Consider the following 26,491-nt stretch of genomic DNA (forward strand, 5'->3'; position numbering starts at 1 on the left):
AACTTCTCCTCCTTCTATTTTTAAGTTGCTTTACGAAAAACAAATTTTCCTTGATTTGCCAAGATGACTTGCCCAGCTTCAGCAACTTTTTGACCTCTTAAATAAACCATTCGAGCCTGTCCTTGTGTTTCAAATCCTTCATACGGCGTATAATCGACATTTTGTAACTGCGTTCTCGCAGCAATCACGCCGGTTGTTCTAGGATCCCAAACAACTAAATCGGCATCACTGCCTTCTTGCACCACACCTTTTTGTGGATACATCGAGAATTGTTTAGCAATATTTTCAGAAAGCAGAGCAACCATACTTTCCAAGGTGATTCGGCCCTTCGCCACGCCTTCCGTGTAAATTAATTCTGGTCTCGTTTCAACACCTGGCATCCCATTGGGAATTTTACTAAAATCATCTTTGCCAACTGTTTTTTGTCCGTGAAAATTAAAACTACAGTGATCTGTCGATATTGTATTGATTGCCCCCTCTTTAATCCCTTGCCACAAAGCCTGTTGATCCTCTCGTTTGCGTAGTGGCGGTGAGCAGACATATTTTGCTGCTTCAAAATTAGGCGCATCATACAAGTGATCATCTAGTAAAAGATATTGAGGGCAAGTTTCTACATAGACTGATTGTCCTCTTTGACGAGCCCGTTCCACCGCTTCTAACGATCGTTTTGTGCTTAAATGCACAATATTAACCGGCAAATCAGCCATTTCCGCTATCATCAAATATCTTGCTACCGCTTCTGCTTCAACAGCCGCCGGTCTTGATAACGGATGATAGTGCGGGGCTAACTTTCCTTGAGAAACATATGATTGGATTAATTCATCTACTAAATCACCATTTTCACAATGAACGCCTAACATTCCATTAACTTTTTTTATTTCCTTCATCGCTTCAAAAATTTCCGCATCTGTGGTTCGCAAATTATCATAAGCCATATACATTTTGAAGGAAGTAATACCTGCAACAATCATTTCTTGAATTTCAGCAGCTATCGTTGGGTTCCATTCGATCATGGACATATGGTAAGTATAATCACAAGAACTCTTGCCTTCAGCCAATTGATTCCAAGTAGCTAAACAGTCTTTCAATGAGCCGCCTTTATTAGGTGTAGCCATATCAATAACCGTAGTCGTACCTTTGGCCACCGCCGCTTGGCTTCCAGTAGTAAAGTTATCCGCCGTACTTAACGAACCTTTGCCATTATTTAATTCCAGATGCGTGTGCGCATCAATAAAACCTGGTAATACATAACACCCCGTAACATCCTCAATCTGAGAATTTTCTACTGGTAAATTTGCCCCCATCTCTACAATTTGCTCGCCGTCAATTCGAATATCCAATTGACGACGATTATATGCAGATACGACGGTTCCACCTTTGAGCAGAATAGACATTTATTTATCCCCCAGTCGTAAATTTCCTTTTATGCTTGCATACAATAAGCATATTCTTCAATCATAGTTACCATTAATGCGATTAAATCTTCGGGTACATCTAATCCTTGATCCGTTAATTGAATTGTTGACACCGTTCCCCATAAACGCAGTAAACAAATTTTATCCACAGGATTTTGAACATAGAAACCTGAATTAGTACTGTCATAAAAATCAGCTTCACTGTTAAATAAGGTAAATTTGTCTTTGTAAGGGGCACTTGCATAAGGGCAAAATGTTTCACAGTTGCCACATTCGTTACACATCCGATCAACATGGACAATTTGTGGTTTTCCTTCGACATACACAACAATATTTGCTCGGTTTGGACAGACATCCATACAAGATTCACAAATTGTGGAGCATTCTAAGCAACGACTAGCTTGACTACAAGACATCTCGTCTGTCACAAGGATACCCCGTTTGTTTCTAACAAATGCGACATCACTATTTAAATTATCTTTTTCATAGTGATGATTGTGGACAAGACAAATATTATTGGCCGCTTTGGTTGCATCAGCGATTGCTTCAACAATTGTGGCTGGTCCTAAATTAGCGTCACCAATGACATAGACGCCTGGTATATTTGTTTCCAATGTTTCTTGATTTGAAACGACTTTCCCATAGTTGTCTGTGTGAATGCCTAATGCTTGGTAAAATTCTGTATCTACTTTTTCACCAACAGCGGCAATCACTGTATCAGCAGGAATATCAATCATTTCTCCTGTACCAATCGGACGACGGCGTCCAGAGGCATCTCGTTCACCTAGGACCATTTTTTCACAAGTTAATTGTTGATTTTCATGTTTAATTGGCGAAAGTAATTCTAAAAAGTCAACACCATCTTCTAAGGCTAAATAAAGTTCTTCTTCATCTGCTGGCATATTGCGTTTATTCCGACGATAAACCACTGAGACTTTTTTAACACCAGGTAATGTTGTGGCTGCACGAGCACAGTCCATAGCTGTATTTCCGCCACCAACGACGACAATCTGTTCTCCGTAAGGATTAATCGTTGGATTTTCTCGGTTTGCTTTTAAAAATTCTAACGAGTTCAATGCTCGCCCAGATTCTAAACGAAGGACCCCATGTTTCCATGCACCAATGGCATAAATAACATTCGTATAGCCTTGGTTTTTCAATTCTGCCAATGATGGCGCCTCTTGTCCTGTACGGAATTCAGCTCCCATAAATTCCGCTAACTGAACGTCTTTTTGAACAGATTCCATAGAAATTCGAAATTCTGGTACAATCTGGCTACAAACGCCCCCAATTGTCTCGGATTTTTCAAACACAGTAACAGGCATGCCTTCACGTGCTAATAAATACCCAGCAGAGATCCCTGCAGGGCCTCCACCCACAACAGCTGTTTTAGGTGCATTTTCTTTTGGCTGTGGCTTTTCTAGTGTCGTCAATAATTCATCATAAGCATGTTCAGCTGCTTCTAACTTCACTTCCCGAATATGAATAGATTCTTCATAAAATTGACGTGTACATTTAGTCATACAAGGATGTGCACAAATGGTTCCAGTAATAAAAGGCAACGGATTCTTATCGACAATTACTTGCAAGGCCTTTAAATAATTACCTTCACTGACATAACGAAGGTAAGCAGGAATATCCTGATTGATTGGACAACCACCGTCACTTCGACAAGGAGCAATATAACAATCTGTTAACGGAACTTTTTTTCTTAGTTTGGTACTTTCTGGTAATTTAATTGATTTTTGGTAACGCGCTTGTGTTTTAGCTTTCTCAACAACTTGAGCTAATTTGTCCAAGCTGACATGAACTATCTGAGGATATTCTGCTGCGCTTAATACATTAGCAACTTGATTCATTCGTTGATAGCCACCAGGTTTCAACAGCGTCGTTGCCATAGTGATTGGCCAAATCCCAGCATCAAATATTTCTTTACTATTGAAAATATCTGCACCGCCAGAATAAGAAATTTGTAGTTTCCCATCAAATGCTTCTGATAATTTTTGTGCCAATGAAATACTAAGAGGAAATAGCGAACGTCCTGACATGTACATTTCATCACCAGGTAATTCATTTGCTGAAATCGTTACCGGGAAAGTGTTCGTAATTTTAACTCCGAAGCTTAGATTTTTACTATTGGCTAATAATTGCAGACGTTGTAACATCGGTACTGCTTCTTCAAATTGTAAATCTTCTTTAAAATGGTGATCGTCAAAAACCATATAATCAAACCCTAGCTCATCCATCGTTTGACGCGCATATTCATAACCTAACATGGTTGGATTACATTTAATAAAGGAATGGAGCCCTTTTTCACTTAATAAATAGGCCGCAATTCGTTCAATTTCGTCTGATGGACAACCGTGTAAAGTCGACAGCGTAATAGAATGACAGACTTTAGGACTAATTGCTTCGATATATAAGTCATCTACTTTTTTAAAATAAGATAGATATTTTTTGGCAGCTGCTTGGCATTCCGCCCAAATCGGCGTTCCTTCTGCGTTCTGCATTTCGTTAATATAACGATCAATTTTTGGTGATTGAATCCCTGCCAAATCATAGCCAACACTCATGTTAAAAATGAAACCATTCGGGTCACCTAGCTCGAACTCTTTACTAAGTAACTTCAGAACAAACCATGCTTTGACGTATTCATCATAAGCTTGGGGAACGCGCAATTCTGTGGACCACTCAACGTTGTAACATTCATCTGCTGCTGCGATACATGGTTTACTCACAGGTAAATCTTCTCCATCCAGTATCTGGACTGTCTTAACTTCAAAAAAACGAGAACCTGTTAAATAGGCCGCAATAATATTTTGTGCTAATTGTGTATGAGGACCTGCTGCCGGACCACAAGGGGTTTCCATTTTTTCTCCAAATAACGAAATCGTTTTTGTAGGATCCGCATGATAAAATTTACGAATGCCAAAAATTGTGCCATCTTGTTGATACTCACTAAAAATCCAATTTAATAAAGCCTCAATTGAGATGGGATGCATAATATCACTCATTAACGTCACTCCTTTTATTTATAATGAAAGCTATTGATTTACTCGTTTCCAGAAAGATTGTGCTTGCGTTTGCGCATCATGCCAAACTTTCTCTTCATCAATTCCTTGAACTTCACGATTACGCATCCGAATTTCTCCATTAATCACCGTGTCAGTGACCATCCCACCATTCATGCCGAATAAAATGTGCATGTTATAATTCTCTTTTGTCATTGGTGTCGGGCCATGATAATCAACAATAATGACGTCTGCTGCTGCATCAGGTTCTAAAACGCCTAGCTTTGTTTTAAAATAGCGATTAGCCATTTGCGGATTATTATCAAACAGCATTGTGGGAATTTCTGCCCAAGCCGCATTTGGATCAGCTAAATGATGTTTGTGGATAACATTTCCTACCTTATAAGATTCCGTCACATCATTCGTATAACCATCTGTGCCAAGACCCATCAAAATACCGTACTCATTAAACATGCGCATCGCAGGTGGGCAACCGACCGCATTCCCCATATTCGACTCTGGATTCGTGACCACCATTGTGTCTGTATCTCTTAGTAATTCCATCTCATGAGGTCCAATATGGATGCAATGGCCTGCCATTGTCTGTTTTCCTAAAATTCCTAAATCAAATAATCGGTTCACAATCGGCTTCCCATATTTTTTCAAAGAATCATGAACATCGGCTAAATCCTCTGCAATATGAATATGATAACCAATCCCATCTGGCGTATTGGCTGCACATAATTCTAAAGAAGCATCTGATAAAGTAAAGGCGGCATGCATACCCATCATCGCTTTTTGCATATCATCCTTTCTTAAGGAACTGGCTTTAATAAAGGCGGCATTTTCTTGAACTGCTTCCCGCATTTTCTGCTCACCATCGCGATCAGAAACTTCATAACAAAGGCAGGTCCGAATCCCTAACTCGTCCGCTGCATTAGATAATTGGGTTAAACTTCCTGTAATTTCTCCGTAACTAGCATGATGATCAAAGACAGTTGTAACACCGTTGCGAATACTATCTAAATAAGCAACCTTACCACTTTGATAAGTGTCTTCTAATGTCAAGGCACGATCAATTCGCCACCATTGATCTACCAAAATATCCATGAAATTTTTAGGATGATAATTCGTTAAACTTAACCCACGTGCAAAGGTACTATAAATATGATTGTGCATGTTAATAAAGCCTGGCATAATCACTCCACCTTTAGCATCAATAAATGTCGCTTCTGGATAAGCTTGTTTTAATTCTTCTGTCGTTCCGACTTGTTTCACAACTTGACCATCAATCGCCACACACCCATTTTCAAAAAAATGATTCTGCGCATCCCGAGTGATTAAACGCCCATTTCCAATTAATAACATGTATTCTCCTCCTATTTTCCAACCTATTCCCCACATGTAGCAAACGCTTACAAACAAATCGCTCAATCATTCACGAATATAGCTTGTCTAGCTTTTCTAATCTATATTCCCTACGAAAAGTATTTGAAGCGCTTGCATTTTTTTACTAACGAACTCATTAACTTGATTAAAGTATATCACCTTACCTTAAAAAAAACAATGCTACCTAAAAAATATTTTTTAGAATTTTAACAGCCGTTATCTTGTATTATTATTTTTATCATGCTATCATTATTTTTCAGAACAGGTAGTACGCGACATTAAAGGATTTAGCCCTGCCTATTCCATTTAAAAATATTATGTTAAATTTGACACAATCTTATAAAAACTGTTTGTGCCAGGCACATTAGAAAGGAGCTTATTTATGTTATCCGACGAAAAACTTACTTTTTTAACACAAATTGCTAAAGGTTTAGCTGGTCAATTTGGGGAAAACTGCGAAGTCGTTATCCACCAAATCAATGAAGACAATATTAACAATTCTATTGTTTCCATCGAAAATGGTCATGTCTCTTCTCGTCATCTGGGCGATGGACCTTCTCAAGTAGTTTTAGAAGCCTTAAAAAAAGATCCCAGTGAGTTGAATGATCATATTAACTATCTAACCCGTACCCATGATGGTCGTATTTTAAAATCTAGTACAATGTATTTTAAAGATGAGAATGGTCAACTCGATGGTATTTTTGCTATTAACTACGACATCACTACATTGATCGCTGCAGAGTCAAACTTAAAATCTTTGATTTCCACTGCAGAACCTGAAGAAGATAAAGACCCTGATTACATTCCTCAGGATGTTAATGAGTTGTTAGACGATTTAATTCATGAATCAGTCAAATTAGTTGGCAAGCCGGTTCCATTAATGACGAAGGACGATAAAATCAAGTGTATTCAATTTTTAAACAATAAAGGCGCCTTCTTAGTCACTAAATCTGGGGACAAAGTTTCTAACTTCTTCAATATTTCTAAATATACGCTATACAGTTATATTGATGCGAAATAAAAATGGAAATCGATGGACGATTTGTTGTTAAGACAAGTCGTCTATTCTCTTTTTTCCTTCACTATTCTACTTTTTCTAAAAGACTTTTTAAATAATAGTAAGAAAAAGTAAAAGGAATTAATTTTTTATTTTAGTTATGGTATGATAGATTGAGTTTAATTTAAAATAACGAAAAATTAAAGATATAGAAATTGGGGGACAACAAATGGGGATTCGAAGTCATTTAGCAATTGCTGCAGGAAAAACTTCGCAATGGGTTTTACAAACATTTTTTAAAGGCGGCAGTAGCTACCCAGGGAAATTAGCCCTAAAAATCGATCCTAAAATTTTAGATACATTGGCAAAAGACTATGAAATTGTCGTAGTCACTGGAACGAACGGCAAAACATTGACAACTGCTTTAACTGTTAACATTTTACGCCAAGAATTTGATGAGGTATTAACAAATCCAACGGGTGCTAACATGGAGCAAGGAATTGTCTCTACTTTTTTAAATGCCAAGGCGAAAAAAGGACAAAAGAAATTTGCGGTGTTAGAAATTGATGAAGCAAGTTTAAGCCGCGTCACTAAATATATTCAACCAAAATTATTTGTTTTTACGAATATTTTCCGCGACCAAATGGATCGCTATGGTGAAATTTATACGACGTATCGCTTAATTATGGAAGGCGCCGCTGCTGCTCCTGAAGCAACTATTTTGTGCAATGGTGATTCGCCAATTTTTAATTCAAAAGAAACTGTAAATCCTCGCAAATACTATGGATTTAATCATTTACCACCGAAAGAGCAATTGGCTCATTACAATACAGATGGGGTTTTATGTCCAAAATGTAATCATATTCTTCATTATAAAATGATTACGTATGCTAATTTAGGTGATTACTATTGCCCAAATTGTGGCTTCAAACGCCCTGAATTGGATGTGCAGTTAACGGAAATGGTCCGGATGGATAATACATCTGCTGATTTTGTGATTGATGGCGAAGAATATGGCATTGCTGTTGGTGGGATGTATAATGTTTATAATGCGCTAGCGGCCACAGCGGTAGCAGAATACTATCAGGTGGCACCAGATAAAATCCGAGCAGGCTTAGCTTATGATGAAAAAGTTTTTGGGCGTCAAGAAACTATTAAAGTTGGCGATAAAGAATGTACGTTAGTTTTAGTAAAAAATCCCGTTGGTTTAAATCAGGTCATTGATATGATGGGCTTAGCCCCTTACTCTTTCTCGCTGGTTTCATTATTAAATGCCAATTATGCAGATGGAATTGATGTCAGTTGGATTTGGGATGGTAATCATGAAGCCTTTGCTGATATGGACATTCCAAAAGTAATTGCTGGCGGTGATCGCCATGAAGATATGGCCTTGCGTTTAAAAGTTGCGGGTATTCCTGAAGAAAAATTACTAGAAATTCCTGATTTGGAGCAAGTAATTTCAGAAATTAAAAGGTTGCCGACAGATCATGTCTATATTTTGGCAACCTATACTGCTGTTTTGCAATTAAGAAAATCATTAACAGCCCAAGGGTATATTCAAGGGGGAATGAATGGTGTCTAAAGAATTAGTCGTTTGTCATTTATATGGCAACTTATTAAATACTTACGGAGATAACGGAAATTTATTGATGCTTAAATATTTAACCGAAAAAATGGGCGTTACCTTCCGATCAGAAATTATCAGTATCTACGAACCGTTTGATCCCGAAAAATATGATTTAGTCTTTGTTGGTGGCGGTCAAGACTTCGAGCAATTGATCATCTCAGAAGACATTCAGAATAAAAAAGAAGCTTTGACTTCTTATATTGAAAATGACGGCGTCTTGTTAGCTATCTGTGGTGGTTATCAACTTCTAGGACATTACTATGTCGGCGCACAAGGCGAAAAAATTAAAGGAATCGGTGCGTTAGATCATTACACTTTGAGCCAAGACAACAATCGTTTCATTGGTGATATTGAAATTTATAATGAAGAATTTGATGAAACGTATTATGGTTTTGAGAATCATAACGGCATGACTTTTTTAGGCGAAGGTGAACGACCTTTAGGAACAGTCAAACAAGGCAAAGGCAATAACGGTCAAGATAATGGCGAAGGCGTTGTCTATAAAAATGTGTTTGGCTCCTACTTCCACGGTCCAATCTTAGCACGCAACAAAAATCTAGGGATTCGGTTAATTCGGACCGCTTTAGAGAAAAAATATGGTGAACCGATCGCTATTCCTGAAACGCTTTATAAATAAAAGAAGAATCTAGTTCCTACATATAGGGCTAGATTCTTTTTCATTTCTCCGACAACTATTTACATCTTTACAAAATATAGTAAGATAAAGAGGTGCATTTAAAATCGAGAATTTCTCGGACTGGTTCGGAAACTTCCCAGAATAAAAAACTAAGTATCTCTCAATACTAACTCAAGTCATAGCTTTTTTAACAAGAGTTATCATTTGCAGTTAACGAAAAAGGAGGATTGGAAAAAATGCAAAAAGTAATTATTGATTGTGATCCTGGAATTGATGACACGCTTGCTCTCTTGTATGCACTTGCTTCACCAGAGCTAGATGTCCAAGCGATTACAGTTGTTTGCGGAAATGTCCCTGTGGAGATTGGCGTGGAAAATGTTTTTAAATGTTTAGAAAAAGTTAATCGCTTAGATATTCCTGTCTACCAAGGGGCTGCTAGCCCTTTAAAACGGCCATTTGTTAGTGCACAAGATACACATGGCATGGATGGTTTAGGTGAAACATATTTCCCCAGAACTAGCAAAATCCAAGCACAAGCACTTTCCGCTGCTGACTATTTAGCACAAACCTTTCAACAAGCTACCGATTGCTCAATCATTGCCCTTGGTCCTTTAACAAATATTGCTTTGGCTTTAAAAAAAGAACCTCTTCTGGGGCGAAATCTTCAACGTTTTGTCTCAATGGGTGGTACCTTTAAAAGCCACGGCAATTGCTCCCCTGTTGCAGAATTTAATTATTGGTGTGATCCTGATGCAGCAGCTTGGGTTTTTGAGGAATTAGGTGCAGAAATCGAAATGGTCGGCTTAGATGTCACACGAGAAATTGTTTTTACACCAACAATTCTCAATTATTGCCAACGACTCAACCCCAAAATGGGGAATTACCTCGCTGAGATTACTCAATTTTATTTTGATTTTCATTGGAAATATGAACGTATTTTAGGGTGTGTTATCAACGATCCCTTAGCGGTTGCTTATTTTATTGATCCTACGCTCTGCCAAGGCTTTTCCAGTTACGGACAAATTGTTCCTGACGGCATTGCTATGGGGCAATCAATGATCGATCAATATCATTTCCAGCAGCAACCAGCTAATTGTCATGTCTTGACTACGGTTGATAGTCAACAGTTTTTCGTGAAGTTTCTATCCATTCTTTTAAATGTACAAATAGATGAGATCGAAAGAGATTTCAAAAATTTAAGGATGGGATAACCATGAAAAAAATAACACCACGAATCATTACAATTATCGCTTTTAGTGTTGCTTTAAATTACCTTGGCAGTACCATTGCATTGCTCCTTCGCTTACCAATCTATCTTGATAGCGTGGGAACTATTTTTACAGGTGCGTTATTAGGCCCACTCTTTGGTGCACTGACAGGTATTTTAACAAGTCTATTAACTGGATTGACAACGGATATCTTTTCTCTGTATTATTCACCTGTCCAACTCTGCACAGGAATTTTAGCAGGCTTGCTCCTTCATCAGCAGTTAAAAGTAACCAAATTACCATTTAAAACGTTGTGGTTAACGATACCAGGAACAGTGATTTCTTCCTTAATCACAGTTTGTTTATTTGGTGGAATTACTTCTGCTGGCTCCAGCATAATTGTCCAATTTTTATATGGTTTAGGCTTCAATCAGTTAGCAAGCGTCCTGTTGGTTCAATTGATAACAGATTACGGGGATCGTCTGCTATCAGTCATCATCGTCACAGCTGTTATCGCTGCCTTACCTAAACGTTCCTTTATAACAAAATAAACTGTTTTAATGCCAAAAAATGAGGAAATCATCTGTTGATGATCTCCTCATTTTTTTAGCGACTGCCAGGTTCTGAAGCTATAATCGTTAAATCACCTTCAAAACGCCAGCTCGGAATATCTGTTGGAAAGATAAAGCTATCGCCTTTTTTCAAATCAAAAGTAGCTACATCTGCTTTTGCAGCATCTTCTGTAATCAATCGACCCACACCTTCAATAACTGTTGCTAATGTATAAGGTGCTTGTTTTTTGACTTTTAGAATCCCACTGACACGCCACTCATAGACATTAAAGAAATCTGTTTTTACATAAGTAACAATGCTTGATTGTCCTTGATTTTCTTGTTGAATAGAGAGGTCAGGATCCTTTGCCGGAACGGTTGTCACATCAATGGATTGTTGAATATGCAATTCCCGGGTCTTTCCTTGATCATCTGTTCGATCATAATCATAAACCCGATACGTAGTATCACTGCTTTGTTGCGTTTCTAAAATTAAAATACCCGAGCCGATGGCATGAATAGTGCCGCTTGGTACATAATAAAAATCGCCTTTTTTCACTGGTACTTTTCTTAAAAGATCGTCCCAACGACCTTCTTCAATCATTTCTGCAAGTTCTTCTTTTGTTTTCGCGTGATGTCCATAAATGATTTCAGCGCCAGGTTCTGCATCAATAATGTACCAACATTCAGTTTTGCCTAGCTCGCCTTCATGTTTTTGACCATATGCATCATCAGGATGAACTTGCACGGATAAATCATCTTCAGCATCTAAAATTTTCGTTAATAATGGAAAGACAGCGCCACCTGCATGGCCGAATAACTCTTGATGGTCTGCCCACAATTCATCTAATTTTTTTCCTTTAAATTCGCCATTTAAAACAGCACTAACGCCATGTGGATGTGCACTGATTGCCCAATCTTCACCAATTTTATCGCTCGGTAAATCGAAACCAAATAGCGTGTGTAGACGATTGCCGCCCCAAATTTTTTCTTGAAAAACAGGTTGTAAAAATAATGGTTCTTGCATTGACTGTGACCTCCCAAATTGAATTCGCTCTCATTATATCACTAAAAACTAGTCATTTCATCTGAAACTGATGATTTCTCTTTTAAATAGGTTGCCAACAACTGATCTCTTTCTTCGATATAAGTATTCCGGTGGTCCTCTGGATGGACTCGATTAGATAAAAAGATAAACGCTGATTGTTGTCGCACATCAATTAGCAAAAAAGTGCCTGTATAGCCTGTATGGAATAATAATGGCCGTTGCGTAGCTACATCATATTTAAAATCCCAGCCTAGAGAACGTGGTTTATCTGCAGCTGGCACTTGGTTAACTAGTAACAAATCAATTGTCTCTTTTTTCAAGAATTGGTGATTGTGATAACTGCCTCGATTTAAATACATTCGAACAAATTTTGTTAAATCATAGACATTGCTAAACAAGCCAGCATTCCCTGCATGTTCCCGTAAAACAAATGCCTTAGGATCATGGGTTGTACCTCGAATCAACCCTCTTTGTTCATGTAATTCTGTTGGCACACAGTTTAAAGGATTCTTTGGTAGAAACGTACTTTCGTTCATCCCTAAAGGAAGCAATACTCGCTCAGATAAAATTTCTATCATTGATTGTTGGAACATTTCTTCTAACATAAAGCCTAATAAAATAGTCCCTGCATCTGTATAGACGACTTTTTTACCTATTGCTTTGCCTGCGTGAAATGAATGATTGTAGGCGTCTTTTAATTCTTGGGCATTCAGCTGATCACGATTAGGAATATAGCCTTGTAAATCTGCCGTATGTGTCAACAAATGCCGAATTGTAATATTAGAATCTTGAAAAGAGGGATAATAAGTTTGTAATGATTGGTCTAGAATAATTTTTCCTTCTTCCACTAATTGCAAAATAACGGTGGTGGTGCCGACTACTTTGGTTAAAGAAGCCACATCAAACAGCATGGCCGAGGTTAATTGTTCTTTGGTGGGTTTTACTTGTGCGAGTCCCCAACAATTGCTCTCCTCTTTTTCACCTTCAATGAAACAAAAACTAGCCCCCGAAAAAACACCTTTTTTCATCATTTTTTGAATTTTCCACTTTGTTTTTTCGTACATATTTTCACCTTCTATTTTTAATATTAAAGGAAAAGTCTAGAATAAGTTCCGAACAAAAGTAGCGTTAAACTTTTATTCCGACTTTATTCCAGACTTGCTAAAACAAGCTTATTTTGTCTGTCTGAGCGTTTATTTTAAGACAAACCACCATTCCAAGCCAATTGGATCAAACACAGTGACAATCGCTTTTTTCTGGTCAATAAAGAACTCTTGATTTTTTGCCGTTAATTGTTGCTCCATTGCTAAAATATGTTCTTGATCAGAGAGCTTAATGGTAAAGAAATCTAAACCTAAGTGTGGATCAGGTAATTGATCCACTTCACTTGTTTCAGGTTTTTGGAATCCAATAGTTGCTTTGCCATCTTCTAAAACAAATTGATCTTTTTCATTGCGTTTTAAACCCAGAACTTCCTCATAGTATGCTTTTATTTCTTTTTGATTGTTTGTTTTTAATTGCACATGCGCTAAATATGACCCAGCGGCTAACCCTTGATGTGGCTCTAAGTCCTCACTGATAAGATCTTTAAGCACAATTGGTTGCTTTTCAGAAGTCGAATTTGCTGTTGCTTCATCGTGAAAAATCTCAAATTGATTGCCTTCAAGATCAGTAATGAACATGCTTTGACGTGTGCCAATTTGGAAACTTTCATCAATTGGGTAGTCTTGTTCAAGCACTCGTTGAGCAATTTGTAAAAATTCTTTTTCCGTAGGAACTTTAATTGAAAAATAAGCCATTTGCTTTTCTTCATTATGAAAATCTTCGGCTTTTCTAGTTTCTTCTAAAATTAATAATTGCGTTCCTGCTTCACGTGTACCCCAGATAGACAGGTTATTTTCTTCTGACTTTAAAACAAAACCCATTACTTTTTTATAAAAGTCGACCATTTCGCCAACTTTTTTCGCACGAATGGCAATTGTTTTTAATGTCGCAGCTTTTTCTAATTGAAATTCAGTCATTTTTTCTGTTACCTCCATTTTCTTCTCTCCCATTTTATACATCTCTTGCTATTTCATCAAGTAATATCCTGTTTTTCTCAAAAGAAAATAGAAATTTTTCAATTTCGCTAACTTTTTGTTAAAAAAATAAGGCTTCAGGAACCAGTCTTTACGACTATGGTTCCTGACGCCTCATCATGAATTAATATTTTTTTGCTTCGCCTTTTAGGCTACTTCTTCTGAAAACTGACTGTTATATAAGTCAGCATAAAAACCGTTTTTCGCCATTAATTCATCGTGGGTTCCTGTTTCCACAATTGAACCTTCTGCCATAACGATAATCGTATCGGCATCACGGATAGTCGACAAGCGATGAGCAACTACAAAGCTGGTCCGATTTTCCAATAAACGATTCATTGCTGCTTGAATCAGTATTTCTGTTCGAGTGTCCACACTTGAGGTGGCTTCATCCAAAATTAAAACGTCTGGATTTGCTAAGAATGCTCGTGCAATTGTAATTAATTGTCGTTGACCTTGAGAAATATTGCTGGCTTCTTCATTTAGAATCGTTTGATAGCCTTCTGGTAATTTTCTGACAAAATCATCCACATGGGCTGCTTTCGCCGCACGGATCACTTCTTCTTCGCTCGCTTGCTCATTACCATAATGAATATTGTCATAGATACTTCCAGTGAACAACCAAGTATCTTGAAGAACCATTGAAAAGTGTGCTCGCAACTCTTCGCGAGATAAATCGCGCGTATCTACGCCATCATATTTGATGCTGCCGCTACTAATATCATAGAAGCGTTCCAATAAGTTAATTAGGGTTGTTTTCCCAGCACCTGTTGGGCCCACGATTGCGACCATTTCCCCAGGTTTAACATTTAAATTGAAATCTTTCATTAATAATTTCTCTGGTGAATAGCCAAAAGCAACATGTTCAAAGGAAACACGATAAGGACTATCTGTTTCCACTGGTACGCCAGAAGGTTCATCCACCATTTCTTCTTCATCTAATACTTCAAAGACACGTTCTGCCGAAGCCACCGTAGCTTGGATTGTATTCATTAAATTAGCGATTTGAGTAATCGGTTGTGAAAATTGATTGGTATATTGAAGAAATGCTTGGACATCCCCTAAATCCATCATACCATTCGCTACTTTTACGCCACCAAGGACTGCAACAAACACGTAGCCTAGATTTTTGATAAAGTTCATTAAAGGCATAATGATCGCTGAAATAAATTGTGCTTTTCGACCAGCATGGTATAATTTTTCATTTTCTTTTTCAAATACTTCTTGATCACTTTCTTCGTGGTTGAAACTTTTTACTACTACGTGACCACCGTAGGTTTCTTCGACTTGGTTATTCAATAATCCTAAGCTTTTTTGTTGAGCCGCAAAATGTTTTTGCGAGCGAGGCGCCACAACCATCACAACAATTAAACTTAATGGCACTGTTGCTAAGGCAATTAGTGTTAACTGCCAGCTAATGGTCAGCATCATCCAAAGTACACCCACAAATGTCACGATACTGGTAATTAATTGGGTTAAGTTTTGTTGTAAAGTACTCGCAATATTATCCATGTCGTTAATTGCCCGCGACATGATGTCCCCATTACTATGAGTATCATAATAGGAAATTGGAACTTTGTTCATTTTCGCTTCTAATTCTTGACGTAATTCATAAACTGTTCGCTGTGAAACACGTGTCATAATTACTTGCTGCAAGAAATTAAAGACAGCAGAAATAAGGTACATGGCAATAACAATTAATAAAATTTGACCGATTTTGTCAAAATCAATTGGAAAAGATGTTATTTTTAAGCCTTGTTTCATTTCAGCAGCGCCTTTCATGACGCCTTTAAAAATTTCAGTTGTTGCCTGTCCTAATACTTTTGGTGTTTGAATTTGGAAAACGACGGCTGCGATTGCTAATACTAAGACAGCAATAATTGACAGCATTCGTTTAGACATGTACCGAAATAAACGTTTCACTGTTTTCCAGAAATTTTTTGGTTTTGGCCCTTTTGCGCCAATGTTACGTCCTGGTCCCCCGCCCATTGGTCCGCCTTTTGGTCGACTACTCATGCAAGGTCCTCCTCTCTCAATTGAGAATGTACAATTTCTTGATACGTTTGGTTATTCGCTAATAACTCTTCATGCGTTCCTTTACCAACTAATTTTCCTTCGTCTAATACTAAAATTGTCGATGCTTCCATAACCGTACTTACACGTTGGGCCACTAAAACGACAATTGCATCCGTCATCTGCTCTTTTAAGGCTTTTCTTAAATTAGCATCTGTTTTGAAGTCCAATGCAGAAAAGGAATCATCAAAAACATAGACATCTGCTGGTTTTACTAAAGCACGAGCAATAGCCAACCGCTGGCGTTGTCCGCCAGAAAAATTACCGCCGCCTTGTTCGACATGACTATCCAAACCTTCTGCCAATTCTGAAACAAACGCCTTCGCCTGCGCAATTTCTAAAGCTTGCCAAATTTCTTCATCGGTCGCATTTGGGGCGCCGTATTGCATATTTTCACGAATCGTTCCTGTAAATAAAACAGCCTTTTGCGGTACAAAACCAATCATTTCTCGTAAATTATGCTGTGACGTATCTTTAATGTTTTTACCATTTAGCAAAATCTTGCCAGATTCAACATCATAAAAACGTGGTAAAAGATTAACCAGCGTTGTTTTCCCAGAACCTGTCCCACCAATAATTGCGACCGTCTCCCCAGATTTTGCTGAAAAATCTATATCTTCCAGTGCTAAGTTTTCAGCATGCTGGTAACGATAATTAACATGTTCAAACGCCAATGTTGCTTCGTCGCCTTTTAGAGAAAGCAGTTCTGGATTGGGTACATCTTTGATTTCTGAATCAGTATTTAGCACCTCATTAATCCGATCAGCAGAAGCTTGCGCCCGCGGTACCATGACAAAAATCATGGATAGCATCATGAAACTCATCAGAATTTGCATGGCATAAGTCATAAAGGCGATTAAGTTCCCTACTTCTAGTTGCATTTCCGCAATATAATGACCGCCAAACCAAGTGATTGCAATATTGGTACCACTCATAATGAGTGTCATTAAAGGAATCATCAAAGCGACAATCGTATTCACTTTAATCGCCGTTTGTGTATAATCCTTATTGGCTTCATCAAAACGTTGTTCTTCATAGTTTGCTTTGCCAAAGGCCCGAATCACACGAACTCCTGTCAGTCCTTCACGAAAAACTAAATTTAAACGGTCGGTTTTCTTTTGCATGCTTTTAAATAACGGAACCGCTAAAAACATGATACCGCCCACTAAAACAGCCATAATTGGTAAAACATATAGAAAAATTTTCGTTAATTGTGGGTCCTTGTTATATGCCATAAAACTTGCACCAATTAACGTTAAAGGTGCGTTAATCATTAAACGTAAAAACATTTGCATAACCATTTGAATCTGATTGACATCATTGGTTGTTCGTGTAATTAGCGAAGCTGTCCCAAATTTGTCAAATTCATTATTAGAAAAATTTTCAACTTTTCGATAAATATCAGTCCGTAATTTTTTACCTAAACTTTGTGATTCTTTGGTGGCAAAAAAGGTATTTCCAATAGAAGCGACAATGCTAATCAAAGAAAAGCCTAACATGACAACTCCTGTACTCCAAATATAGTTAATATCTCCTTTAGCGACACCGTCATTAATGATATTAGATGTTAATGTGGGCAGATATAAATCTGCGATAATTTGTACGATCATAAATACAACCGCTGCAAAGACCGACCATAACGACATCCGTTTGACTAGTTTAATCAACTAACTTCTCCTCCTTTTTGCTACTTATAAGCGCCATTTTTCAACCAATTTAATTTCATTTTTAATTGTTTGACTGCTTCAGTTGAATCATAGGCGGTATTTTCTCTTTGTTGACGATACCCGTCAACAATTGTTGAGAAAACGGCATGCATCGCCGTCTGCATGAACCATGTGAATTCTTTTGGCGTTTCAATGGTTAATTTCGAACGATCGATTATTTGATAAAGATGTTCTGCATAGGCAGCATGGCCTTTTCTTCCTCTATGCTTATGACAGTGCTGTTTCCTATTTTTTTCCTCTTCCCCAGTCGCTAAATTATCTGTCACCCGACGTGAAGCACGATAGTCCATGTTGACAAATAAATTCCGATAGAAAGAAGCATTCTCTCCAGTTAGCACTTCGACAATCATCTTGGAGAAATAGACATCCATGGCTTCGATTAAATCACCATTTTCCGCAATAATTTGTTTCTCTAAATCTCGTTCACTATTTTTTCTTAATGTCGCAAAGTAATAAAAATACAAATCTTCTTTGTTCTCAAAATATTGATAAAAGCTACCGCGAGGAATTTCCGCTAATTTAACAATATTTGCAATTGACGCTTCTTGTAAAGAATGTCGTGAAAATTCAATTTGCGCAGCATCTAATAAGCGTTGTTGCTTTTCTTCTGGCAAATGAAAAAACGTATTCGTAGGCATATTTGTGTTCCTCCCTTTTATGACACATTGTCATATGACACCATGTCATTATAGCACTCTCTATTCAGAATGCAAGTTTTTTACAAAAAAAATCAAGCACCCAGCAAGACAAAATTAATGTTAGATTCTGTCTCACCAGTTGCTTGATTAATAATAGTGTTTGATGCATTCTTGTAACAAGCCAGCGACCTCTTTTATAGGTCCATTGGCATCTATTCGTTGATAATTAGGATATTGTTCTAATTGGTTTTTGATAAGAATTTCTTGATCATAAAGGTTTAAACGTTCTTCAATAATTTTAGGATCAGATTCTCGTTGCTTTAAACGTTGATAAATATTTTCTTTTGAAACGTCAAAAAAAACTGGAATGACGGACTCGCCGAAACGCTCAAAGACCGCTTGAAAGCCTGGAAAAGTTAACGCATTATAGGCTGGATGCTCTTTCGTTGTTTCAACGATGGCATCTACACCGACACCGTAATAGTTTCCATGGTAAAAATCATACTCCACTAACTGATTGGTTTCAATCAAGGTTTGAAAACTTGCTTTTGTTTCAAAATAGTAATCCACACCATCCACTTCATCCAATCGTTTTTTCCTCGTAGTATGCGAGATAACTTTATAGTTTTTCGGAAAAACCTTACTTGTAATTGCGGTCTTGCCAGAACCACTCGGACCCATAATAACAAAAAATGGATGTTGTAATTGCTTAATCATTAGAAACGCTCCTCTCAGTTGTTTCTATTATAACGTATTGTGCACTATTTTGAAAAATTGACAAAAAAGAGCTTGGGCCAAAAATCACTTTAGATTTTTGGTCCAAGCTTAAAAATTAATAAACGGCGGGAACAGAAGCAACAACCTACTACGCTTATCTTGTTTTGTTTAATTACAATAACTAGTCTAAGTTTTGTCCATTAGTTTCAATAACTTGTTTGTACCAATTAAACGATTTTTTTTCATAACGGTTTTTAGTACCTTTTCCTTCATCGTCTAAATCAACGTAAATAAACCCATACCGTTTACTCATTTCACCTGTGGAAGCACTGACTAAATCAATACAGCCCCACGGCGTATAGCCCATTAAATCGACGCCGTCTGCAACTGCTTCTGCCATTGCTTCAATATGACGACGTAAATAATCAATCCGATAGTCGTCTGCCACATAGAAATTTTCGTCTACTTTATCAATTGCACCTAAGCCGTTTTCCACAATAAATAAAGGTTTTTGATAACGATTATATAATTCATTTAGGGCAATTCGTAAGCCTTCGGGATCAATTTGCCAGCCCCATTCACTTGCTTCTAAGAAGGGATTTTTAACGCCGCCTAAAAGATTCCCATTTGCTGTATCGTTGGTAGTACCAGTAACATCGACAGCAGTCGACATATAATAACTAAAGCCAATGTAATCCACTGGGTATTCTTTTAATAATTCTAAATCGCCTTCTTCAATAACTAAGTCTTTCACAGCATATTTTTGATACATGCGTTCTGCGTATGCTGGATATTCACCACGAACTTGAACATCTGTACAATAATAATTAAACTCTTGGTTTTCAATCATTGTAGCAACTTGATTGACTGGATTCGAATCAATGCCATACGTTGTGGCATAAATAATCATACATCCAATTTGTAATTCTGGATTTAATTCATGGCCAATTTTTACAGCTTTACTACTTGCAACAAATTGATTATGCCATGCTTGGAAAATGTTTTGATAATCATTGGCTCCATTGCTTTTTACCAATCCTTGACTAAGCGCTGGGAAATGAAAAGCTGAATTAATTTCATTGAATGTCATCCAATAGTTAACTTTTTGGTGGTAACGTGTTAAAACAGTTTCCGCAAAACGTTCATAAAAGTCAACTAATTGACGATTTTTCCACCCGCCGTATTCTTTCGCTAAATGCAGTGGCATTTCATAATGAGAAATCGTAATTACTGGTTCAATGTTATAGCTTAAACATTCATCGATAACCGCATCATAAAATTTCAAGCCGGCTTCATTCGGTTGTGTTTCATCTCCTTGTGGAAAAATACGCGACCACGCAATTGAAAAGCGATAACATTTGAAGCCCATTTTAGCAAACAACGCAATGTCCTCTTTAAAGCGATCATAGTGATCAATTCCTGTATGATTAGGGTAGCGATATTTCGTTTCGTCAATCGTCCAATCAAACGCTTCATCTCCTAAAATAGCGAAACGTTGTTTTCCTCCCGGCATCGCATCTGCCACAGATAACCCTTTACCATCGGCTAAGTAAGCCCCTTCTAATTGATTGGCTGCGGTCGCACCGCCCCATAAAAATCCTTTTGGAAATTTTGTCGTTGTTGTCATACTTGTTCCTCCTCCAATTGTCTTTTATTTAATAATGGCTAAAAAGTCTTCACCATGTAACACGTCTATTTGGTTCATATCCAAAACATCTAAATAATCATTCGTATTCGTTACCACAATCGGTGTAACTACCGGATAACCAGCTTCTTTAATGGCAGCAATATCAAAAGTAACTAGCAAATCTCCTTTTTTAACAGAATCACCTTGTTTCACTGATAATTCAAAGCCTTTACCATCTAATTCGACCGTATCCATGCCAATATGCATTAATAATTCAACGCCCTCTGTTGTCGTCAAGCCAACAGCATGTCCTGTCGGAAATAATGTGGTGATTTCACCATCTGCGGGTGCATACAGTTTGCCTTCAGTCGGCTCAATTGCAACACCTTTTCCTAAAGCACCTGAAGCAAAAACAGGGTCTTGTACTTTTTCTAGCGGTAAAATTTCACCTTGAAGTGGACTTGCTAAAATAATTTTGTCTTCTTGATTCGTTTTTACAGGTGCCACCACCTTATCAGTTGCTGTTTTTTCAGTTGCTGTTTCTGGATTAGGTTGATCTTCAAAACGTAAGACAAACGTTAAGACAAACGCAATGATAAAAGCAATTCCGGCACCAATTGCACCAGTAATCATCGGTGCAGTATCTTTTGTCTCTGCAGGAATAAACCCAGGTAAGCTCAACATACTAACCAAGCCAAACGTAAAGTTTTTCACGTGATTCATAGCCACAAATGCACCACCGATACCGCCACCAATACAAGCTGCAATAAATGGTTTTTTCAATGGTAAAGTCACGCCATATACAGTTGGTTCAGTAATTCCAAAAATAGTCGTAATACTTGAAGACAAAGCCAAACCTTTTAATTTCACATTTTTTGTTAGGAAAAAGACAGCTAAAGCAGCCCCGCCTTGTGCAATAACGGCTGGTAATAACATTGGTACCATCGTATCGCCACCTTGTGTTAAGTTTAACATCATAATTGGTACAAAGCCCCAATGCATACCAAACATTACCAAGACTTGCCACAACGAACCCATTAATAACCCTGCGATAATTGGACTAAAAGCGTAAATTGCGTTGTATCCTTGTCCCAACCAATCGCCGATGACCGTCCCGATAGGACCAATAGCTAAGAAGGTAACAGGTGCCATAATAAGGAACACAGCTAACGGAACGCAGATAATTTGTAGAAAACTCGGAATTACTTTTTTGAAGAAACGTTCCACATAACTTTGTGCAAAAACAGCCAAAATAATTGGTAAAACCGAAGAAGTATAGCCACTTGGCCCAATAATCACTGGAAGACCAGCAAAGCTAATTGTTTTGCCTGCTAAAGCAGTAATGCTGGGATGAACCAAGGCCATCGCCAAAGCAACCGCTAAAAAGGGATTAGTATTGAATTTTTTAGCAGCCGTAAACGCTAACATAATTGGTAAGAAAGTAAATAAGCCATCTGCAATCGAAAAGAGAACAAGATATACGCCTGAAGTGTCAGCTAACCAGCCCATAGTTACAGCTAATGTTAAGAAGCCTTTTAGAACCCCAGCGCCGGCCATTGCACCTAAAAACGGTGTAAAAATAGAAGAAATAATATCAATTAAACGGTTAAAGATATTTCCGCCACTTTCTTTTTCTCTATTATCAGAATCATTACCTAGTCCACTGTTGGCCATCAAATCCTTATACACATCACTAACGTGACTGCCAATAACCACTTGATATTGTCCTGCACTTTGAACTACCTGAATAACATCTGGGTCAGCATTCAATGTAGCTGTATCTGCTTTATTTTCATCTTTTAATTTAAAACGTAAGCGCGTAGCACAGTGAACAACACTATTAACGTTGCCTTCGCCCCCGACAGCTTTTAACACACGTGCTGCAATTTCTTGATTTTTACTCATCTCTAGATCCTCATTTCCATTAATTTTTAATATCAAAAAAACCTACATTGAAAAAGAGCCGGATCCTTCTCTTCACAGCTGCGCAGTCTGCGAAAATCATTATCGGTTTTTTCAATCTAGGTTTTGCCTGCATTATCAGTAACAATCCGCGATTATTGGTTGTTATGCTTTTTTATCATTGACCACTCTTTGGATATGAATGGTTAAATAAATCATTTCCGCTTGATCAATTGGTCGATCATAGCTTTTTAATAAATACTCATTAATACGTTGGACCGCTTGAAACGCCTTAGGATACTTTCCTTGGACCAATGCAAAAAGAAATTCGTCCTCCTCATCATGCGCTTCTTGTTTTAAATAACGTTGCGCAAAATATTGAAGATGTGTAACAATTCGTTGATAGTTCAATGAATCTTCATCAAACACCTGTCCAAAGTAGCGACTAATAATCGTTAAAATATCACGAACCATCTTGGTTGCTTCCATGGTAACTTCCATATTGCCATTTCCTTGTTCAGCATTCACAATATGAAAAGCAATGAAGCCCGCTTCATTTTCTGAAAATTGAACCTCTAGCTTTTCAGCAATAATCGCTAATGCTTGCTTTGCGATTTCAAATTCTTTAGGATAAAATTTGCGTGTTTCGAATACAAGAGGATTCGGAATATCAATTCCTTCTTTGGCTCGAAGTAACGCATAGTGAATATGATCCGTTAAAGTTAAATAAATATTTGATGAAAGCTCAATCGCTAGCGTTGTTTCTGCTAAATCAACGATTTGTTTGACGACTTCTACTTCTTTGGTGGGGACGTCTTCAAACAGCTGCTGGAATTGCCCTGCCATAGCGGAGTCCTTTAACACGAATTCCTTTTCAACATAATCTGGATTGATCGTGTCTCCAATCTTCTTTTGAAAGGCTAAGCCGCGTCCCATATAAACAATTTCTTCGCCTTGCTCATTTCTTGAAAGCACGACATTATTATTTAAAACTTTTTCAATCCTCATGATGAATGCAACCTCACTTTTTTATAAAAAAAGCCCAGAATCCCTCCACTGATTGTGTTAATGGAAGACTCTGGTTTTGCCTGCAAAGCAGTAACAATCCTTATTTACAAAGTAATAATAGCATGCTTTTTTTTAATATGCAAGCCTTTCCAAAAAAATATTTTTATTTATTTTTTACTCTTTTGATCCATTTTAAAAAAAAGTTTACTAAAAGTAAAAAAAAGACTTGCTTTCTCTTACTTTTTATTAGTAAAATAGAGATGTTGAATTTTTAAACTATTTATTTCAAGGAGATTACACAATGTCAAAATTATTAGTTGTTAAAGCACATCCATTAACAAAAGAAGAATCACGCTCAGTTCGTGCGTTAGAAACATTTTTAGCTTCATACCGTGAAACAAATCCATCAGACGAAATCGAAATTTTAGATGTTTATGCACCAGAAACAAACATGCCGGAAATCGATGAAGAATTATTATCTGCTTGGGGTGCACTTCGCGCTGGCGCAGCATTTGAAACATTAAGCGAAAACCAACAACAAAAAGTGGCTCGTTTTAATGAATTAACTGATCAATTTTTATCTGCCGACAAAGTAGTAATTGCTAATCCAATGTGGAACTTAAACGTACCGACACGCTTAAAAGCTTGGGTAGATACAATCAACGTTGCTGGAAAAACATTCCAATATACTGCAGAAGGACCAAAACCTCTAACAAGTGGTAAAAAAGCCTTACACATCCAATCAAATGGCGGCTTCTACGAAGGAAAAGATTTTGCTTCTCAATACATTAAAGCGATTCTAAACTTTATTGGTGTTGAGCAAGTTGACGGATTATTCATCGAAGGAATCGATCATTTCCCTGATCGCGCGGAAGAACTTTTAAATACTGCCATGACCAAAGCAACTGAATACGGTAAAACATTCTAAATTTTCCGAGTGATTTACATCAAAAAGAGACAAGCAGTTCGTTCACTGCTTGTCTCTTTTGTTACGTAGATTCTTGTTGATCTGGCTTATCTTCATCATACAAACCGGAAACAATTTGGTACCACTCAAAAATGTGTGTAATTATCACCTTAGCTGCGGCATAAACAGGAATTCCTAAAATCACCCCGACAATCCCAAATAGTTTACCAGACGTTAATAAAACAACCAAAATGGTGACTGGATGAATGGATAACTGACTGCCTAGGACAAGTGGTGAAATAAACCGACCTTCGACCGTTTGCTCAATGGCAAAAACAATCAAGACTTTAATTAACAAAGCTGGCCCACTGACAATTCCTAAAAAGACTGCTGGAATCATGGCTAAAAATGACCCTAAATAAGGGATTAAATTTAAAAAGCCTGCTGCAATACCTAAAGTGACTGCATAATCTAAGCCAATGACAGAAAAACCAATCATAAACATAATTGCCACTGCGAAAGCGACAGTTAATTGTCCTCTAATATAAGAAGAGACTTGATCATTGACTTCTGCAAGAACTTTTAAGGTTGGTTTACGCATCTTCACTGGTAAAAACTTCATTAAATATGGCGCTAAGTTTTTGCCATCTTTCAGTAAATAAAATAGAATAAAGGGCATCGTAATGATGGCGACAAAGATCGTAGCCACCGCCCCAAAGAAATTACCAATTCCTTGTACTGTGAACGTTGAGACGTTTTTAATGATGGTACCTAACGAGCTGACAACTTTATCGCCTGCCGCTTCAAGTTGTTCTCTAAATTGCGCGAAAAGTGGATCACTTAATATTTCCTGCGATTTTTGATCAATTGTATCAATATATTGAGGAAAATGATTCACAAAGCTGACAGATTGCTCACGAATTTTAGGAACGATTACAATACCACCCCAAATGAGTAGTGCCACAATTAAAATAAATAGGCCGATAATACTCCAGACACGTGAGATTTGTTTTTTCTCTAAATAATCGACAATCGGATTTAATAAATAATATAAAATCCCCGCCATAATTACTGGTAAGCCGACAACGCCGAAAAACTGCCAGACGGGCTTAAATAAATAAGAAACTTTCGTAAAAGTTAGAATAATTAACAGCACCAATAAGACAATCAGTAAGGCTGTTACTACTTGATTATTTAAAAACCAACGCCAAAACCAAGACAGGCGTTTATCAGTCGTTTGTTTTTTATCCATTGATTCACGCTCCATTTACTAAATAATCAATTGTTGTTCCAATGGTTATCTTTGGTAACTGATGGGGCGTTAAATAAACACCATTTCGGATAACATCATCCTCATCGGTTGGTGCATCAGCAAAGATTAAAGTGCTGTGAGCGATACTTTGCAAGTTACTATTGGCAAAAGAACCCACTTTTGTAATTGTATAGTTTGTATCGCCAATTTTCAGATGATCTCCTTCTGCCAAGGTAACTTGGTCTTTTTCTGGGAATGATTGAATAACTGCATGTTGCTTCAAGGTATCGGTAGCAGTTTCTCCAAAAAGAATAATCATTTTTTCTGAATCATCGATTGCATGTTTGCCTATTTCTGTTACGGTTGCTTGCATCTTCCATCCCACTCCTTCATTATCTTACTTCTATTATTATAGCATAGAATAAAATAGATATTCAGGAAAAAGAAAAGGCGGTGAACAATCGTCAATTGACTTTTGTTCACCGCCTTAAAATAAGTTTTTATTTAAAGAAGTTCATAATATGAGTCCAAATTTTTTCATCAAAGACATCCATTGGATTCCCATTTCCAATCAAACCATAACCAATCATTGTTCCCACAACAAATAAGATAATGACTAACGAAATGACCACTAGAATTTTCAATAATGTTACTAAAATATAACGAAATGAACTCATAC

Annotated in this window: 22 protein-coding genes and 1 riboswitch; of the genes, 6 read left to right on the top strand and 16 right to left on the bottom strand. The window is 37.4% G+C overall.

The genetic code is table 11. The features are described from left to right. Positions 1 to 20 precede the first annotated feature (20 nt). Genes hydA through ssnA form a run of 3 tightly spaced genes read right to left on the bottom strand, consistent with a single transcriptional unit; the run spans position 21 to position 5,794 of the window. Positions 21 to 1,394 (bottom strand): dihydropyrimidinase, encoded by a 1,374-nt coding sequence (gene hydA / locus IGL23_RS09910; RefSeq protein ID WP_033594455.1) that lies wholly within the window; start codon positions 1,392 to 1,394, stop codon positions 21 to 23. 29 nt (positions 1,395 to 1,423) lie between these two features. Continuing rightward, positions 1,424 to 4,429 (bottom strand): putative selenate reductase subunit YgfK, encoded by a 3,006-nt coding sequence (gene ygfK, locus IGL23_RS09915; protein WP_033594454.1) that lies wholly within the window; start codon positions 4,427 to 4,429, stop codon positions 1,424 to 1,426. A gap of 30 nt (positions 4,430 to 4,459) precedes the next feature. Beyond that, a complete protein-coding gene (gene ssnA, locus IGL23_RS09920; protein WP_033594453.1) occupies positions 4,460 to 5,794 on the bottom strand; it encodes a putative aminohydrolase SsnA in 1,335 nt (444 codons plus the stop codon). 403 nt (positions 5,795 to 6,197) lie between these two features. Here ssnA and IGL23_RS09925 point away from each other — a divergent pair, with 403 nt between their 5' ends. The 5 genes from IGL23_RS09925 (at position 6,198) to IGL23_RS09945 (ending at position 10,835) form a co-directional block, all read left to right on the top strand. Then, positions 6,198 to 6,836 carry a helix-turn-helix transcriptional regulator gene (locus IGL23_RS09925; RefSeq protein ID WP_002381503.1) on the top strand — a complete coding sequence of 213 codons (639 nt, stop codon included), beginning with the start codon at positions 6,198 to 6,200 and terminating at the stop codon, positions 6,834 to 6,836. A gap of 205 nt (positions 6,837 to 7,041) precedes the next feature. Then, a complete protein-coding gene (locus tag IGL23_RS09930; protein ID WP_002384160.1) occupies positions 7,042 to 8,394 on the top strand; it encodes a Mur ligase family protein in 1,353 nt (450 codons plus the stop codon). Beyond that, the gene (locus tag IGL23_RS09935) at positions 8,384 to 9,076 is read left to right on the top strand and encodes a type 1 glutamine amidotransferase (RefSeq protein ID WP_002356583.1); all 693 of its coding nucleotides are present in this window, start codon (positions 8,384 to 8,386) and stop codon (positions 9,074 to 9,076) included. The genes IGL23_RS09930 and IGL23_RS09935 overlap by 11 nt, the downstream gene beginning before the upstream one ends. Before the next feature lie 114 nt (positions 9,077 to 9,190). Then, positions 9,191 to 9,235: riboswitch (PreQ1 riboswitch) on the top strand. A 77-nt stretch (positions 9,236 to 9,312) separates the two neighbouring features. Next, a complete protein-coding gene (locus tag IGL23_RS09940; RefSeq protein ID WP_002397997.1) occupies positions 9,313 to 10,287 on the top strand; it encodes a nucleoside hydrolase in 975 nt (324 codons plus the stop codon). Between the two features lie 2 nt (positions 10,288 to 10,289). Next, positions 10,290 to 10,835, top strand: a complete 546-nt coding sequence (locus tag IGL23_RS09945) for an ECF transporter S component (protein ID WP_002384159.1) — start codon at positions 10,290 to 10,292, stop codon at positions 10,833 to 10,835. A gap of 55 nt (positions 10,836 to 10,890) precedes the next feature. On the opposite strand, the gene manA is transcribed toward IGL23_RS09945, so the two are convergent. The 10 genes from manA to licT form a co-directional block, all read right to left on the bottom strand. Continuing rightward, on the bottom strand, positions 10,891 to 11,862 hold the full coding sequence (manA, locus tag IGL23_RS09950; RefSeq protein ID WP_430619647.1) for a mannose-6-phosphate isomerase, class I: 972 nt from the start codon (positions 11,860 to 11,862) through the stop codon (positions 10,891 to 10,893). A 41-nt stretch (positions 11,863 to 11,903) separates the two neighbouring features. Beyond that, on the bottom strand, positions 11,904 to 12,947 hold the full coding sequence (locus tag IGL23_RS09955) for a serine hydrolase domain-containing protein (protein ID WP_023894736.1): 1,044 nt from the start codon (positions 12,945 to 12,947) through the stop codon (positions 11,904 to 11,906). Between the two features lie 129 nt (positions 12,948 to 13,076). Continuing rightward, positions 13,077 to 13,946 (bottom strand): VOC family protein, encoded by an 870-nt coding sequence (locus IGL23_RS09960; protein WP_002359617.1) that lies wholly within the window; start codon positions 13,944 to 13,946, stop codon positions 13,077 to 13,079. Between the two features lie 162 nt (positions 13,947 to 14,108). Further along, positions 14,109 to 15,977 (bottom strand): ABC transporter ATP-binding protein, encoded by a 1,869-nt coding sequence (locus IGL23_RS09965; RefSeq protein WP_002362258.1) that lies wholly within the window; start codon positions 15,975 to 15,977, stop codon positions 14,109 to 14,111. Continuing rightward, positions 15,974 to 17,701, bottom strand: coding sequence for an ABC transporter ATP-binding protein (locus IGL23_RS09970; RefSeq protein WP_033594452.1), 1,728 nt, complete (start codon positions 17,699 to 17,701; stop codon positions 15,974 to 15,976). Before IGL23_RS09970 ends, IGL23_RS09965 begins: the two co-directional genes overlap by 4 nt. Before the next feature lie 20 nt (positions 17,702 to 17,721). Then, a complete protein-coding gene (locus IGL23_RS09975) occupies positions 17,722 to 18,399 on the bottom strand; it encodes a TetR/AcrR family transcriptional regulator (RefSeq protein ID WP_002367146.1) in 678 nt (225 codons plus the stop codon). A 147-nt stretch (positions 18,400 to 18,546) separates the two neighbouring features. Then, the gene (locus tag IGL23_RS09980; protein ID WP_002384153.1) at positions 18,547 to 19,116 is read right to left on the bottom strand and encodes a guanylate kinase; all 570 of its coding nucleotides are present in this window, start codon (positions 19,114 to 19,116) and stop codon (positions 18,547 to 18,549) included. A gap of 181 nt (positions 19,117 to 19,297) precedes the next feature. After that, positions 19,298 to 20,743: a glycoside hydrolase family 1 protein gene (locus IGL23_RS09985; RefSeq protein WP_033594451.1), complete on the bottom strand. Its 1,446-nt coding sequence runs from the start codon at positions 20,741 to 20,743 to the stop codon at positions 19,298 to 19,300. 24 nt (positions 20,744 to 20,767) lie between these two features. After that, positions 20,768 to 22,648 carry a beta-glucoside-specific PTS transporter subunit IIABC gene (locus tag IGL23_RS09990; protein WP_010717106.1) on the bottom strand — a complete coding sequence of 627 codons (1,881 nt, stop codon included), beginning with the start codon at positions 22,646 to 22,648 and terminating at the stop codon, positions 20,768 to 20,770. A 162-nt stretch (positions 22,649 to 22,810) separates the two neighbouring features. Next, positions 22,811 to 23,653, bottom strand: coding sequence for a BglG family transcription antiterminator LicT (gene licT, locus IGL23_RS09995; RefSeq protein ID WP_002397991.1), 843 nt, complete (start codon positions 23,651 to 23,653; stop codon positions 22,811 to 22,813). A gap of 301 nt (positions 23,654 to 23,954) precedes the next feature. Here licT and IGL23_RS10000 point away from each other — a divergent pair, with 301 nt between their 5' ends. After that, the gene (locus IGL23_RS10000) at positions 23,955 to 24,581 is read left to right on the top strand and encodes an FMN-dependent NADH-azoreductase (RefSeq protein ID WP_002356569.1); all 627 of its coding nucleotides are present in this window, start codon (positions 23,955 to 23,957) and stop codon (positions 24,579 to 24,581) included. A 61-nt stretch (positions 24,582 to 24,642) separates the two neighbouring features. Here the strand turns inward: IGL23_RS10000 and IGL23_RS10005 are convergent, their stop codons facing one another. From IGL23_RS10005 to IGL23_RS10015, 3 genes are all read right to left on the bottom strand, one after another. Beyond that, positions 24,643 to 25,812, bottom strand: a complete 1,170-nt coding sequence (locus IGL23_RS10005) for an AI-2E family transporter (RefSeq protein ID WP_002381494.1) — start codon at positions 25,810 to 25,812, stop codon at positions 24,643 to 24,645. 4 nt (positions 25,813 to 25,816) lie between these two features. Further along, a complete protein-coding gene (locus IGL23_RS10010; protein WP_002356567.1) occupies positions 25,817 to 26,185 on the bottom strand; it encodes a PTS glucitol/sorbitol transporter subunit IIA in 369 nt (122 codons plus the stop codon). 127 nt (positions 26,186 to 26,312) lie between these two features. After that, positions 26,313 to 26,489, bottom strand: a complete 177-nt coding sequence (locus IGL23_RS10015; protein WP_002356564.1) for a DNA-directed RNA polymerase subunit beta — start codon at positions 26,487 to 26,489, stop codon at positions 26,313 to 26,315. Positions 26,490 to 26,491: the final 2 nt, after the last annotated feature.

The organism is Enterococcus sp. MSG3299, from assembly GCF_050555765.1.
In the GTDB taxonomy this organism is placed as follows: Bacteria; Bacillota; Bacilli; order Lactobacillales; family Enterococcaceae; genus Enterococcus; species Enterococcus faecalis.

Coding starts and splice junctions, on each gene's coding strand:
- IGL23_RS09960 (WP_002359617.1), bottom strand. CDS start 13,946: ATGTATAAAATGGGAGAGAAGAAAATGGAGGTAACAGAAAAAATGACT.
- IGL23_RS10010 (WP_002356567.1), bottom strand. CDS start 26,185: ATGCAAGCAACCGTAACAGAAATAGGCAAACATGCAATCGATGATTCA.
- licT (WP_002397991.1), bottom strand. CDS start 23,653: ATGAGGATTGAAAAAGTTTTAAATAATAATGTCGTGCTTTCAAGAAAT.
- manA (WP_430619647.1), bottom strand. CDS start 11,862: ATGCAAGAACCATTATTTTTACAACCTGTTTTTCAAGAAAAAATTTGG.
- IGL23_RS09940 (WP_002397997.1), top strand. CDS start 9,313: ATGCAAAAAGTAATTATTGATTGTGATCCTGGAATTGATGACACGCTT.
- IGL23_RS10015 (WP_002356564.1), bottom strand. CDS start 26,489: ATGAGTTCATTTCGTTATATTTTAGTAACATTATTGAAAATTCTAGTG.
- IGL23_RS09965 (WP_002362258.1), bottom strand. CDS start 15,977: ATGAGTAGTCGACCAAAAGGCGGACCAATGGGCGGGGGACCAGGACGT.
- IGL23_RS09930 (WP_002384160.1), top strand. CDS start 7,042: ATGGGGATTCGAAGTCATTTAGCAATTGCTGCAGGAAAAACTTCGCAA.
- IGL23_RS09975 (WP_002367146.1), bottom strand. CDS start 18,399: ATGCCTACGAATACGTTTTTTCATTTGCCAGAAGAAAAGCAACAACGC.
- IGL23_RS09955 (WP_023894736.1), bottom strand. CDS start 12,947: ATGTACGAAAAAACAAAGTGGAAAATTCAAAAAATGATGAAAAAAGGT.
- IGL23_RS09935 (WP_002356583.1), top strand. CDS start 8,384: ATGGTGTCTAAAGAATTAGTCGTTTGTCATTTATATGGCAACTTATTA.
- IGL23_RS10005 (WP_002381494.1), bottom strand. CDS start 25,812: ATGGATAAAAAACAAACGACTGATAAACGCCTGTCTTGGTTTTGGCGT.
- IGL23_RS09985 (WP_033594451.1), bottom strand. CDS start 20,743: ATGACAACAACGACAAAATTTCCAAAAGGATTTTTATGGGGCGGTGCG.
- IGL23_RS09945 (WP_002384159.1), top strand. CDS start 10,290: ATGAAAAAAATAACACCACGAATCATTACAATTATCGCTTTTAGTGTT.
- hydA (WP_033594455.1), bottom strand. CDS start 1,394: ATGTCTATTCTGCTCAAAGGTGGAACCGTCGTATCTGCATATAATCGT.
- IGL23_RS09990 (WP_010717106.1), bottom strand. CDS start 22,648: ATGAGTAAAAATCAAGAAATTGCAGCACGTGTGTTAAAAGCTGTCGGG.
- ssnA (WP_033594453.1), bottom strand. CDS start 5,794: ATGTTATTAATTGGAAATGGGCGTTTAATCACTCGGGATGCGCAGAAT.
- IGL23_RS09980 (WP_002384153.1), bottom strand. CDS start 19,116: ATGATTAAGCAATTACAACATCCATTTTTTGTTATTATGGGTCCGAGT.
- ygfK (WP_033594454.1), bottom strand. CDS start 4,429: ATGAGTGATATTATGCATCCCATCTCAATTGAGGCTTTATTAAATTGG.
- IGL23_RS10000 (WP_002356569.1), top strand. CDS start 23,955: ATGTCAAAATTATTAGTTGTTAAAGCACATCCATTAACAAAAGAAGAA.
- IGL23_RS09925 (WP_002381503.1), top strand. CDS start 6,198: ATGTTATCCGACGAAAAACTTACTTTTTTAACACAAATTGCTAAAGGT.